This is a genomic window from Tepidimonas fonticaldi, assembly GCF_007556755.1.
Lineage (GTDB): Bacteria > Pseudomonadota > Gammaproteobacteria > Burkholderiales > Burkholderiaceae_C > Tepidimonas > Tepidimonas fonticaldi.
In genome coordinates this window covers 1-12,154 of the sequence record NZ_VJOO01000030.1, presented here as the reverse complement: position 1 = coordinate 12,154, position 12,154 = coordinate 1, and the positions used below count along the sequence as shown (strand labels likewise).

Here is a 12,154-nt window from a genome sequence, read left to right as displayed (position 1 = left end):
ATTGGGGCCTGGTGGGCCCTGATCACGCCCCCGCGATGGCGGGCTGGGCCGCGCCGGCTCGCCGAGCGCGCCAAGCTTGCCGAGCGGCGGTCATGGCCTCAAAACGTGGTCCACTCGTCCTGTGCCGACGCCGCGGCGGCGGCAGGGGCGGGGGTCGCGGCGCCCGTCGGCGCCGTCAAGCGCGGCGCGCCGCGCCCGCCCGCGGCCGCCTGCTGCTGGATGGCCGCCGACTTGCGCGCGCCCGCCACCATCTCCTTGAGGCGGTGCAGGGTATCGACCACCGCCCGGCCTGCACGCAGGAACGGCGAATCGCCCTGCAGCAGCGCATTGGCCTCTTCTTTGCGCCCGCGCACGATGAGCTCGGCCACGTGGCCCGCCTCCTGGTGAAACCGCTTGTGCTGCTCCACCAGCGTGGAAAACAAGGGCAACTGCCCGTGTTGCCGGCCGCCTTCGCCGTAGATCCATTTGCCCAGCACGCAGCAGTCGTCGCGCCGGATGGTGGCCACATCGAGCTTTTCATCCTTGAGGATGGCGTTGCGCAGGCGCACGCGCCACTGCTGGTGCGCCTGAATGGCAGCGTCGAAATCGAGTTTGTTGGGGTCGCTGCGCTCTTGCGCCGCCTTGCGCAGCGCCACCGCGTCTTCCTTGACCAGCAACACGTCTTTGGGCGTGAGTCGAAAGACACGGATGGTGCCGTGCACGGTCTGCACTTGGTCGTCCAAGGCAGCCGCCGCGGCGGCCAATTGCTCCACCATCGCCGCATTTTGCTGCGTGATGCCATCCAGATTGGCGATCGCCTCCGCGATCTGCGCCACCCCTTGCGACTGCTCCTGCGCGGCGTGGCTGACGTCTTCGAACATGCGCGCCACCCGCTCCACCGCCTCGGTGACCGCCTGCATGCGCTGCACCGCCTCGGCGCTGCGGGCATCGCCCACCAGCACGCGCTCGCGCGATTCGGTAATGAGCTGCCGAATTTGCTTGGCCGCTTCGCTGGTGCGCTGCGCCAGCGCGCGCACTTCGCTGGCCACCACGGCAAAACCGCGACCGGCCTCGCCCGCACGCGCCGCCTCCACCGCCGCGTTGAGCGCCAGGATATTGGTCTGGAACGCCACCCCTTCGATGACCTGGATGATGTCGGTGATGCGCTGCGAGGACTCGGTGATCTCGCGCATGGTGCCGGTGAGCATGCCCACCGCTTCGCTGCCGGTGCGCGCCAGCGCCAGCGTATTGCGTGCCACCTCCACCCCCTCGGCCGCCAGACGCGCGCTTTCCTGCGTGGTGCCGTGGATTTCCTCCATCGACGAGGCCACCCGCGCCAGACTGCTGGCGGCTTGCTCGGTGCGGTTGGACAGGTCGAGGTTGCCGGCGCGAATTTCCTGCGTGCCACCGCGCAGGTTGGCCACTTCGTGGCGAATGTCGCGCACGATGGTACGCACCCCGACTTCGACCTGTTGCAAAGCCAGTTGGATGCGCTTGAGCTCGCCCTGGGTGTCGACGGTGATCGGCTCGACCAGGTCGCCGCTGGCCAGATGCTCCGCTTGGCGTACGATGCGCCGCACCGGGCGCACGAAGCCGTGCTCGATGATCGCCACCCCCGCCGCCAGCGCCAGCAGCACGGCCAGCACCGCTGCCCACAGCGGCAGGCCCGCCGCCAACAACGCCAGCGGCAGCGCGGCGCTGGCAGCATAGCCCAGCACCAGCCGCCCGCGCAGCCCCAGGCGCAGCGCACGCTGCAGCCAGCCGAGGATACCGGCGCGCACCACCTCGCCCCCCGACAGGCGCGTGCGCAACTGTCCGCGCTGGGCCTCCTCGCGCATGCGCGCGTACAAAGCCTCGGCGGCCTGGATTTCGGCTTCGGTGGGCTTGGTGCGCACCGACAAAAAGCCGACGATCTGGTCGCCCTCGCGCACCGGCGTGGCGTTGGCGCGCACCCAGTAGTGGTCCCCGTTTTTGCGCCGGTTTTTGACCAATCCGGTCCACGGGCGGCCTTCTTCCAAGATGGTGTGCCACAAATCCCGGAAGGCCTCCTCGGGCATGTCCGGGTGGCGCACGATGTTGTGCGGCTGGCCCAGCAGCTCTTCGCGGGTGTAGCCGCTGACCGCCACGAAGTTGTTGTTGGCGTAGGTGATGCGGCCCTTGACGTCGGTGACCGAGATCAGCGTCTGGTCGGCCGGAAAGTCGTAGGCTTTCTGCGTGACGGGCAGGTTGACGCGCATCGTGGCATCCCTTCAACGGTGGGCAGGCGAGGACCTGCCGGTTTCTGCCTGCCTGGCCGGGGCGCACGCGGGCATGCTATGTCCAGACGCGATCTTACATGGCTTGCATGGCCACGGGCGGGCCGCCGCCGGCCCGGCGCGCGACGGGCCTGCCTACGCTGCCTCGTCCGCGCCGTGGCCGGCCGGGCCGTCGGCGGCCACGGCCGGCACCACGCGGCGTGCCAGCTCCGGCGCAAACCCGCGCGCCAGCAAAAAGCGCAGTTGGCGCGCGCGCTCGGCCGCGTCGCGCGGCGCCACCCCGAAGCGGCGCGCCCAGGCGGCCTGCGCGCGCTCGGCTTCGCTGGCGCGCAGCTGCAGGGCAACGCTGGCCAACAGGTCATCGTCGCGCACACCGCGCTCGCGCAACTCGGCCTGCAGGCGTGCTGAGCCGCGCTGCGCGGCGCGGCGGCGCAGGTGCGCCTCCACCGCGCGCGCTTCATTCAGCCAGCCGCGCCGCACGCATTCGTCCAGCACCGCTTCCAGCTCCGCGGCGTCGGCGGCGTGCGGTGCCAGCCGCTGGGCGAGCTCCTGGCGCGTGTAGTCGCGCCGCGCCAGCAGGCGCAGCGCGCGCGCCTTCAGCGTCGGGGCGGCGGCGGCCACAGCAGCCTCACACCTCATCCAGCGCCGACAGATCCGGCTCGACCTCGTCGTCGGCCACCGACGGCAGCGCGGCCACGCCGACGACGGCGCGGATCTTGTTTTCGATCTCGCGCGCCAGATCCGGGTTTTCCTTCAGAAATTCGCGCGCGTTCTCGCGCCCCTGGCCGATTTTTTCACCGTTGTAGGCGTACCAAGCGCCGGACTTCTCGATCACCTTGTGCTGCACACCCAGGTCCACGATTTCGCCCTCGCGGCTGATGCCCTCGCCGTACAGGATGTCGAAGTCGGCCGTCTTGAACGGCGGCGCCACCTTGTTTTTGACCACCTTGACCTTGGTTTCGCTGCCGATGACCTCCTCGCCCTTCTTGATCGATCCGGTGCGGCGGATGTCGATGCGCACCGAGGCGTAGAACTTGAGCGCGTTGCCGCCGGTGGTGGTTTCGGGGCTGCCAAACATGACGCCGATCTTCATGCGGATCTGGTTGATGAAGATGACCATGCAGTTGGTCTTCTTGATGGTGGCGGTGAGCTTGCGCAGCGCCTGGCTCATCAGGCGCGCCTGCAGGCCCGGCAGGCTGTCGCCCATGTCGCCTTCGATTTCGGCTTTGGGCGTGAGCGCCGCCACCGAGTCCACCACGATCAGGTCCACGGCGCCGGAGCGCACCAGACTGTCGACGATCTCCAGCGCCTGCTCGCCGGTGTCGGGCTGACTGATGAGCAGGTTGGACAGATCCACACCCAGCTTCTGCGCGTACTGCACGTCCAGCGCGTGCTCGGCATCGACGAAGGCGCAAATGCCGCCTTGCTTTTGCATCTGGGCGATGACCTGCAGCGTCAGCGTCGTCTTGCCCGACGACTCGGGGCCGTAGATCTCGATCACGCGGCCGCGCGGCAGGCCGCCGACGCCCAGCGCCAGGTCCAGCCCGAGCGAGCCGGTGGAGACGACCTGGATGTCCTCGACCTTCTCGCCCTCGGCCAGGCGCATGATGGTGCCCTTGCCAAACTGCTTTTCGATCTGGGCCAGCGCGGCCTGCAGGGCCTTGGCTTTTTCGGGGTCGGGGGTGCGGGTCACGGCGTTCATGGGTTTTCTCCTGAATGGGCAAGGACTTGGACCACACCGCCCTCCCTGTCCCCCGGCGCTGCAGGGGCTGTGCGGTCGGTGCTTGGATGGCAGTGTAAACGGGTGTTGATCGGTTTTCTCCTGATTTTTGGTCAGTTTGCCTTACCATTTGCCCATGCCCTCGATGCCCTCTTTCGGCCCCGAAGAACGCTGGCGCGTCACCCACCTGGGGCGCCTGATGGGCCATGCGTTGCGCCGCTTCGATGAGCGGGTGCTGTGGCTCATGGCGCATTCGCCGCACGCGCCACTGGCGCTGTCGAACCTGGCCGCGCGCGCCCAGGTGGGGGCGGCCATCGTCCACATCACGCGCCACCTGCCGCTCGGGGGCGCCCGTCTGACCGAACTGGCGCACAGCGCCGGCATGAGCAAGCAGGCCATGGGCGATCTGGTCGATCAGTGCGTGGCCTGGGGGCTGGTGCGGCGCGAGCCCGACCCGCGCGACGCGCGCGCGCGCTGCATCGTCTTCACCCCCACGGGCCTGGACTGGCTGCAGGCCTTTCGCCGCGCCGTGGAGCAGGCCGAGCAGGAGTTCCGCGCCGCCGTCGGCGATGCGGTGGCCGCCGTCGTCGCCCTGGGGCTGGAGGCCTACGCCGAAGGGGATGGCGCCGCACGGGCCGCCCCCTACAATGTCGCGCACCGGGAGCGGACGCCCTAACGACAGCCCCGGGCGGAGACACGCCATGCGCATCCTCATCGCCGAAGACGACCAGGTGCTGGCCGACGGACTGCTGCGCACGCTGCGCGCCGCTGGCGCCGCCGTCGATCACGTCGCCAGCGGTGACGAAGCCGATGCGGCACTGCTGATGCACGACGGCTTCGATCTGCTGATCCTGGACTTGGGGCTACCCAAGCTGAGCGGGCTGGAGGTGCTCAAACGCCTGCGCGCCCGCGGGGCCAAGCTGCCAGTGCTGATCCTGACCGCGGCGGACAGCGTGGACGACCGGGTGCGCGGCCTCGACCTGGGGGCCGACGACTACATGGCCAAGCCGTTTGCGCTGGCCGAGCTGGAGGCGCGCGTGCGCGCGCTCGTACGGCGCGGCAACGGGGCGGTCTCCAGCGTCATCCAGCATGGCCCGCTGGTCTACGACCAGGCCGGCCGCGTGGCCTCCATCGACGGCAAGATGATCGAGCTGTCCGCGCGCGAGCTGGGGCTGCTCGAGGTGCTGCTGCAACGCGCTGGGCGGCTGGTCAGCAAAGAGCAGCTCGTCGAGCGCCTGTGCGAATGGGGCGACGAGGTCAGCAACAACGCCATCGAGGTGTACATCCACCGCCTGCGCAAAAAGATCGAGCGCGGCCCGATCCGCATCGCCACCGTGCGCGGACTGGGGTACTGCCTTGAAAAAATCCCCGGCTGACGGGCGGCCCGCCGCGCCGCCGCGCACCCAGCAGCCCGCCCCGCTGCCCGATCCACCGCAGCCCGTGTCCGCACCCGCACCGCGGCGCGGCTGGCGCGGGCTGTTTCAGCGCGAGCAGCACAGCCTGTTTGGCGAGATCCTGGACTGGATGCTCACGCCCCTGCTGCTGCTGTGGCCGCTGTCGCTGGGCCTGACCTGGTTCGTGGCGCAGGGCATCGCCGACCGCCCCTACGACCGCGCGCTGGAGTTCAACCTGCAGGCGCTCACGCAGTTCGTCACCGTGGACGAGGGGCGGGCGCTCTTCGCGCTGACCCCGCAGGCACGCGACCTGCTGCGGGCGGACGACACCGATCTGGTGTTCTACCAAGTGCTGGACCGCGACGGCCGGCTGGTCAGCGGCGATCCGGAGTTCCCCGCGCCGCCCGATACCCGCACGCCCCGCCCCGGCGACATCCGGCTGCGCGACGGCGTCATCCGCGACGAGGATGTGCGCATCGCCTACACCTGGCTGGCGCGCGGCCCGGCGCGCGACCACATCGTGCTGATGCAGGTGGCCGAGACGCGCGGCAAGCGCTCCAAACTCGCCACCGAGATCATCAAGGGCGTGATGGTGCCGCAGTTCATCATCCTGCCGCTGGCCGTGCTGCTGGTCTGGCTGGCGCTGGTGCATGGCATCCGGCCGCTGTCCGAGCTGGAGCAGCGCATCCGCGCCCGCCGCCCCGACGACCTCAGCCCCATCGACGACGAGCATGTGCCGCAGGAGGTCGCCCCGCTCGTGTCGTCGATCAACGATCTGCTGCAGCGCCTGAAGGCGACGCTATCCAACCAGAAGCGCTTTCTGGCCGACGCGGCGCACCAGCTCAAGACCCCGCTGGCCGGGCTGCGCATGCAGGCCGAGATGGCGCAAAAGCAGCTCCCCCCGGGCGTGGGGGAGGAGGTCGAGCGGTCGCTGCGCCAGATCGCCACCTCCAGCGTGCGCGCGACGCACACGGTCAACCAGTTGCTGGCCCTGGCGCGGGCCGAGGCCACCGGCCGCGCCCTGCCGCGCGAGCCGGTCGATCTGGTGGCCGTGGCGCGCGAGGTGGTCGAGGAGCTGGTGCCGCTGGCGCTGGACAAGGCGATCGACCTGGGCTTCGAGACCCGGCCGGTGGACCGCCCGCCCGCCGCCGCCCCCATCCGCCTGCTGGGCAACCCCACCCTGCTGGCGGAGCTGGTGCGCAACCTGGCCGACAACGCCCTGCGCTACACACCGCGCGGGGGCGTGGTGACGGTGCGCGTGCTGACCGATCCGTTCAGCGGGGTGCAGGTGCTGCAGGTGGAGGACAGCGGCCCCGGCATCCCGGCGGACGAGCGCGAGCGGGTGCTGGCCCCGTTCTACCGCGCGCTGGGGACCAATGTGGACGGCTCCGGGCTGGGCCTGGCGATCGTGCACGAAATCGTCCAGCAACACGGCGCGGTGCTGGAGATGGAGGACGCCGACCCGCAGCGCCCGCAGGCGCGCGGCCTGCGGGTGTCGGTGCGGTTTCAGGCCGCCACGGGGCGGTAGACGTTGAGCTGCAGGCGCTCGCGCTCGATGACGCGCGCCACCGCCGGCAGCGCCGCGAAGGCCTGGGACAGCGCCCAGGTCTGCGGCAAGGTGGTCGGATCGATGCCGGCAAAGCCCCCCCAGCGCAGCAGCGTCAGGGCGTAGGCGTCGAGCACCCCGGGCTGCGCGCCGCCCAGCCACGCGCCGGGCTTGGCGGCCACCAGCGCCTCCAGCTCCCCCAGGAGCTGGCGGTACTGCCCCAGCGCGCGGGCCTTGACGGCTGCCTGCGCCTCGGCCTCGTCGGCAAACTTGGCGGGCATGAACACATGGGTGAACGTGGGGTGCACCGTGTTGTTCATCCACAGCAGCGTCTCCAGCGCCCGGGTGCGGGCCATGCCCTGCGCCGGCAACAGGCCCGCCTGCGGAAAGCGCGCATCCAGATGCAGGCAGATGGCGACGATCTGCGTCACCGGCGTATCCCCGTCGACCAGCACCGGCACCTGCCCGCGCGGGTTGAGGGCGCGAAACTCCGGCGTCTGGTGCTCGCCCTTGTGCAGTTTGACGAGCACGGGCTCGAAATCGGCGCCGGCCAGCTCGAGCGCGGCATGCGGCACGAACGAGCAGGCACCGGGGGCGTAGTACAGCTTCAGGCTCATGGGGGTCTCCTCGGGGGTGGACATCAGCGTTTGGGTGTGGTGCGACGGGTGGCGGTCGCGCGGGATGCGGTGCGCGCTCCACCGCGGCGGGCAGGAGTGCGCCCGCCCTCGCGCGGCTCGAAGGCGAAGTTGACCCGGCCAGCCTCGGCATCCCACACCAGCGCGGCCTTGAACGGGCGCCGGGTGCGGTTGGAGACGAAGCCCTCCAGCCAGTCGGTTTTGCCGGTGGCCAGCAGCTTGGCCATTTGCTCGGGCGCAATCGGCTGCTGCAGGATGGTGGTCGCGCTCTTGAAGTCGCAGGACGGCGTGGGCTGCTCGACGGTCGGGACGGCGCGGCTGCAGACGTAGTGGCTGCCGTGCTCGACCACGGGCGCCCCGCACTTGGGGCAGGGCCCCAGCGGTTCGCGGCCGCTCAGATCGGCCAGGGTGCCGTCCTCGGCTTTCTCGTCGTCGCCAAAGTCGAACTCCAGCTTCCACTGCCCGTTGGCGTCAGGCACCACGGTCAGCTCGGCGCTGAACGGCCAGCCGGCCTTGGAACGAAAGCCCTCCAGCGGGCCGATGCGGTGCGTGCGCAGCAGGGTTTCCACCTCGTCCAGCTCGAACACGCGGCCGCCGGGCGACTTGGGCAGGGAAAAGCCACAGCCCGCCCCCGCGCCGTCGGGGCCGGTGCAGGCATAGCGGCGGTAGCTCTCCTTGACCACGCCGCCGCATTGCGGGCACGGGGCGGTGAGGGTGGCGTAGTCGCCGGGCACCGTGTCGCGGTCGTATTCCTTGGCCTTGCGCACGATGCGCTCGGTCATGGAGGCGATCTCGCGCATGAAGGCCTCGCGGCTGAGCTGTCCGCGCTCCATCAGCGACAGCTTGTGCTCCCACTCGCCGGTCAGCTCGGGGCGCGACAGCTCCTCCACGCCCAGGCCGCGCAGCAGGGTCATGAGCTGGAAGGCCTTGGCGGTGGGGATGAGGTCGCGGCCGTCGCGCAGCAGGTACTTCTCGGTCAGCAGGCCCTCGATGATGGCCGCGCGCGTGGCGGGGGTGCCCAGGCCCTTGTCGGCCATGGCGCTGCGCAGCTCCTCGTCGTCGACCATCTTGCCCGCGCCCTCCATCGCGGCGAGCAGGGTGGCTTCGTTGTAGCGCGCGGGCGGGCGGGTCTGCTTGGCATCCACGCGCGCAGCCTCGGTGCGCACCGACTCGCCCGGCTGCACGGGCACCAGGCTCTGCCCTTTGTCGCCGGCACGCGCGCCCTCCACGTCCTCGGCGGCTTCTTTGCCATAGACCGCCATCCAGCCCGGCTTGACGAGCACCTTGCCCTCGGTCTTGAAATGGTGGGTGGCCCCCTCGACCGGCACCTGGGTGATGCGGGTGGTGACTAGAAACTCGGCCGCGGGATAAAACACCGCGATGAAGCGGCGCACCACCAGGTCGTAGAGCTTTTGCTCGGCCTCGCTCAGCCCGTGCGGCACCTGCGGGGTGGGAATGATGGCAAAGTGGTCGCTGACCTTGGCGTTGTCGAACACGCGCCTGGTGGGCCGCACATAGCCCTGCTCGAGCGCCACCCGCGCATGCGGCGCCAGGTGCGCCAGCGGGCCGTCGGCCAGCGCCTCCAGCGTGTGGCGGACCGTACCCAGGTAGTCCTCCGGCAGCGCGCGCGAGTCGGTCCGGGGGTAGGTCAGGGCCTTGTGCTTCTCGTACAGGCTTTGCGCCAGGGCCAGGGTGGTCTTGGCCGAAAAACCAAAGCGCCCGTTGGCCTCCCGCTGCAGGCTGGTCAGGTCGTACAGCAGGCCGCAGGCCTGGGTGGTGGGCTTGGATTCCTCGCTGACCTGCGCGGGCTGGCCGCGCACGGCCTGCGCGATGGCCTGCGCCTCGGCCTCGCTCCACAGCCGCTCGGGCTTGCGCTCGGGGTCGGCGGCATCGCCCTGGGGTTTGCGAAAAGCCGGGTCGAACCAGCGCCCGGGGTAGGTGCCGGCCTGCGCCGCGAAGGTGGCGTGCACCTCCCAGTAATCGCGGGCGCGGAAGGCGCGGATTTGCTCCTCGCGCTCCACCACGATGGCCAGCGTCGGTGTCTGCACGCGGCCCACCGTGGTCAGGAAAAACCCACCGTCGCGCGAGTTGAAGGCCGTCATGGCGCGCGTGCCATTGATGCCCACCAGCCAGTCGGCTTCGGAGCGGCTGCGCGCGGCGTCGGCCAGCGGGCGCATTTGCTCGTCGCTGCGCAACTGCTCGAAGCCCTCGCGGATCGCCTGCGGCGTCATCGACTGCAGCCACAGCCGCCGCACGGGCTTGCCCAGCGGCTTGGGGTGGCCGGCCTTGTCGGTGCCGCCCGCATACTGCTCGATCAGGCGAAAAATCAGCTCCCCCTCGCGCCCCGCGTCGCAGGCGTTGACCAGGGTGCCCACGTCCTTGCGGCGGGCCAGCTTGACCACGGCGTTGAGCCGCGACTTGGTCTTGTCGATGGGCTTGAGCTCGAAGTGCGGCGGAATCACCGGCAGGTGGGCAAAACTCCACTTGCCACGCTTGACGTCGTAGGCTTCCGGGGCGGCGATCTCGACCAGGTGGCCGACGGCGGAAGTGACGATGTAGTGGTCGTTCTCGTGGTAGTCGTCGTGCTTCTCGAACTTGCCGGAGACGGGCGTGAGCGCGCGCACGATGTCGAGCGCGACGGACGGCTTCTCGGCGATGACCAGGGTCTTGAGGCCCCCCGGGGCTTGGGCAGAACCAGCGGTATTCATCTCTACAATGCTCCGGGTGCGGTGTGGCGCGTCGCGGACGGGTCGAATCGCCCTCCCTCGCGCACGCGCACGCATGCGCACCCATGCAGTTACCTTAGCAAACTTTCACGCCGTCTTCGTCCGCCCGCCGTTTCGGCACCGCCCGATGTCCGCCCCCACCCCGCTCGCCCCCGCCCCCGCGACATCCGCTGCAACGACCGCTGCGTTGGCCCGCTTGCACGCCGGCGCCGAGGCCCTGTGGCAGGCCGCCAGTCCAGCGTGGCCGGGCCTGTCGGTGGAGGTGGTGCCGGCCATCGACTCCACCAACGCCGAGCTGATGCGCCGCGCGCGCGCCGGGCATATCGATCCCGTCGCCGGCCCCGTCGTGCTGGCCGCCCTGGAGCAAACCGCCGGCCGCGGGCGCCTAGGGCGAAGCTGGGTGACGCTGCCCGGCGCGTCGCTGGCCTTTTCGGTCGGTGTGCGGCTGGCCCCGGCCGACTGGTCGGGCCTGTCGCTCGCAGTGGGGCTGGCCGTGGCCGAGGCGCTGGATCCCGCCGTGCGGCTCAAATGGCCCAACGACCTGTGGTGGGACGGCCACAAGCTCGGCGGCATTCTGATCGAGACGGCCAACGCCACCGCGGCCGAGCCCGGGCGCCACTGCGTCATCGGCGTCGGGGTCAACCTGGCCACCCCGGCACTGCCCCCCGACGCCCCGCCCCATGCCCTGCCCCCGGTGGGGCTGGATGCGATCGCGCAAGCGCAGGGACAAACACCGTGGGATTTGGGGCATGCGCTGACCGCACTGGGGGCAGCCGTGCTGCAGGCCGCGCGGGCGTTCGAGCGCGAGGGGTTTGGGCCGCTCGCCGCGCGCTACGCCGCGCGGGATGCGCTGCGCGGCCGCGCCGTGCGCCTGAGCGACGGCACCGAAGGCACGGCCGAGGGTGTGGACCCCGATGGCGCCCTGCGGCTGCGCACGGCCGCCGGAGTGCAGCGCGTGCAGCAGGGCGAAGTGAGCGTGCGGCCATGCTGAGGGCACTCGTCGTTTTGCTGCTGGTGGCCAACGGCGCCCTGTGGGCCTGGCAGAGCGGCTGGCTCGGCCCGGCGGGCGGCCCCGGCACAACCGACACCGCACGCGAGCCGCAGCGCCTGGCGCAGCAGGTGGTGCCGGAGCGGCTGCGCCTGCTCAACGCCCCCGGCAGTGCTCCGGCCAACCTGGCCGCCCTGGCGGACCCACCGCCCGCCGACATCGCGCAAACGGCGGACGGTACCGGCAGTGCTGCTACGGGAACGCGGCCCGAACCACCCGCACCGGTGGAGCCGCGCCGCTGCTGGCAACTGGCGGCGCTGACGCCGGCACAGGCCGATGCCGTGCGGCGCAGCGCCGATGCCGAAACCGGGCTGCGCGGGCGCAGCACCGAAACCGCAACCACCCTGCCGGAACGCTGGATCGTCTATCTGGGCAAATTCCCGAGTGCCGATGCGCTGCAACGGCGCCGGGCCGAATTGCGCCAAGCCGGCATCGACCAGCGCGAGGTGAACGTTCCCGCTCTGGCGCCCGGGCTGGCGCTGGGCACCTATTCCAGCGAGGAGGCCGCGCGCAAAGCGCTGCAGGACGCGCAGCGCCAAGGCGTGCGCGACGCCCGCGTGGTGCAGGAGCGGCCCGAAACCCGCACGATCACGCTGCGCTGGCCCGACCTGACCGAGGCCGAGCACGGCCGCCTGCAGGCCGCGCTCGGCGGAGCGGGGCGGGGCCTGCAGGCCTGCCCCTGACTGACAGCGCTAACGGCCAGCGGCCAAGGGCCAATGCCGCCGGCTCAACCGCGCGCGACGATGCGCGCCATCTCCAGGCACTTGGCGGCGTAGCCCCATTCGTTGTCGTACCAGGCCACGACCTTCACGAACGTCTCGTCCAGCGCCATGCCCGCCTTGGCATCGAAG

10 protein-coding genes and 1 pseudogene are annotated in these 12,154 nt (G+C 70.9%); 5 read left to right on the top strand and 6 right to left on the bottom strand.

From position 1 onward, the window contains the following. Positions 1-98: 98 nt before the first annotated feature. From Tfont_RS12075 to recA, 3 genes are all read right to left on the bottom strand, one after another. Positions 99-2,216: a methyl-accepting chemotaxis protein gene (locus tag Tfont_RS12075; protein WP_185974529.1), complete on the bottom strand. Its 2,118-nt coding sequence runs from the start codon at positions 2,214-2,216 to the stop codon at positions 99-101. A gap of 153 nt (positions 2,217-2,369) precedes the next feature. After that, positions 2,370-2,855: a recombination regulator RecX gene (gene recX, locus Tfont_RS12070; RefSeq protein WP_260682379.1), complete on the bottom strand. Its 486-nt coding sequence runs from the start codon at positions 2,853-2,855 to the stop codon at positions 2,370-2,372. Positions 2,856-2,862: 7 nt separating this feature from the next. Beyond that, the gene (gene recA / locus Tfont_RS12065) at positions 2,863-3,936 is read right to left on the bottom strand and encodes a recombinase RecA (protein WP_143969630.1); all 1,074 of its coding nucleotides are present in this window, start codon (positions 3,934-3,936) and stop codon (positions 2,863-2,865) included. Between the two features lie 163 nt (positions 3,937-4,099). Between recA and Tfont_RS12060 the strand changes: the two genes are divergently transcribed. The 3 genes from Tfont_RS12060 to Tfont_RS12050 all read left to right on the top strand — a co-directional run bounded on the left by Tfont_RS12060 (position 4,100) and on the right by Tfont_RS12050 (position 6,876). Beyond that, positions 4,100-4,630, top strand: a complete 531-nt coding sequence (locus tag Tfont_RS12060; RefSeq protein WP_390612459.1) for a MarR family winged helix-turn-helix transcriptional regulator — start codon at positions 4,100-4,102, stop codon at positions 4,628-4,630. Positions 4,631-4,655: 25 nt separating this feature from the next. After that, entirely contained in the window at positions 4,656-5,330 is a 675-nt protein-coding gene (locus Tfont_RS12055) for a response regulator (protein ID WP_068607327.1), read from the top strand. 148 nt (positions 5,331-5,478) lie between these two features. Next, positions 5,479-6,876: a sensor histidine kinase N-terminal domain-containing protein gene (locus Tfont_RS12050; protein WP_143969639.1), complete on the top strand. Its 1,398-nt coding sequence runs from the start codon at positions 5,479-5,481 to the stop codon at positions 6,874-6,876. Here the strand turns inward: Tfont_RS12050 and Tfont_RS12045 are convergent. Further along, complete coding sequence (locus tag Tfont_RS12045; protein WP_068607392.1) at positions 6,855-7,511, bottom strand: glutathione S-transferase family protein; 657 nt, start codon at positions 7,509-7,511, stop codon at positions 6,855-6,857. The genes Tfont_RS12050 and Tfont_RS12045 overlap by 22 nt on opposite strands. 23 nt (positions 7,512-7,534) lie before the next feature. Further along, complete coding sequence (locus tag Tfont_RS12040) at positions 7,535-10,237, bottom strand: DNA topoisomerase III (RefSeq protein WP_143969628.1); 2,703 nt, start codon at positions 10,235-10,237, stop codon at positions 7,535-7,537. A gap of 145 nt (positions 10,238-10,382) precedes the next feature. On the opposite strand from Tfont_RS12040, the gene Tfont_RS12035 reads away from it, so the two are divergent. Next, positions 10,383-11,246: a biotin--[acetyl-CoA-carboxylase] ligase gene (locus Tfont_RS12035; protein ID WP_068607329.1), complete on the top strand. Its 864-nt coding sequence runs from the start codon at positions 10,383-10,385 to the stop codon at positions 11,244-11,246. Then, on the top strand, positions 11,240-11,986 hold the full coding sequence (locus Tfont_RS12030) for an SPOR domain-containing protein (RefSeq protein ID WP_143969627.1): 747 nt from the start codon (positions 11,240-11,242) through the stop codon (positions 11,984-11,986). The genes Tfont_RS12035 and Tfont_RS12030 overlap by 7 nt, the downstream gene beginning before the upstream one ends. A 44-nt stretch (positions 11,987-12,030) precedes the next feature. On the opposite strand, the pseudogene Tfont_RS12025 reads toward Tfont_RS12030, so the two are convergent. Then, positions 12,031-12,154: pseudogene (locus Tfont_RS12025) on the bottom strand (type I glyceraldehyde-3-phosphate dehydrogenase); the annotation flags it as partial.

Coding starts and splice junctions, on each gene's coding strand:
- Tfont_RS12050 (WP_143969639.1), top strand. CDS start 5,479: ATGCTCACGCCCCTGCTGCTGCTGTGGCCGCTGTCGCTGGGCCTGACC.
- Tfont_RS12040 (WP_143969628.1), bottom strand. CDS start 10,237: ATGAATACCGCTGGTTCTGCCCAAGCCCCGGGGGGCCTCAAGACCCTG.
- Tfont_RS12030 (WP_143969627.1), top strand. CDS start 11,240: ATGCTGAGGGCACTCGTCGTTTTGCTGCTGGTGGCCAACGGCGCCCTG.
- Tfont_RS12035 (WP_068607329.1), top strand. CDS start 10,383: ATGTCCGCCCCCACCCCGCTCGCCCCCGCCCCCGCGACATCCGCTGCA.
- Tfont_RS12060 (WP_390612459.1), top strand. CDS start 4,100: ATGCCCTCTTTCGGCCCCGAAGAACGCTGGCGCGTCACCCACCTGGGG.
- Tfont_RS12045 (WP_068607392.1), bottom strand. CDS start 7,511: ATGAGCCTGAAGCTGTACTACGCCCCCGGTGCCTGCTCGTTCGTGCCG.
- recA (WP_143969630.1), bottom strand. CDS start 3,936: ATGAACGCCGTGACCCGCACCCCCGACCCCGAAAAAGCCAAGGCCCTG.
- Tfont_RS12055 (WP_068607327.1), top strand. CDS start 4,656: ATGCGCATCCTCATCGCCGAAGACGACCAGGTGCTGGCCGACGGACTG.
- Tfont_RS12075 (WP_185974529.1), bottom strand. CDS start 2,216: ATGCGCGTCAACCTGCCCGTCACGCAGAAAGCCTACGACTTTCCGGCC.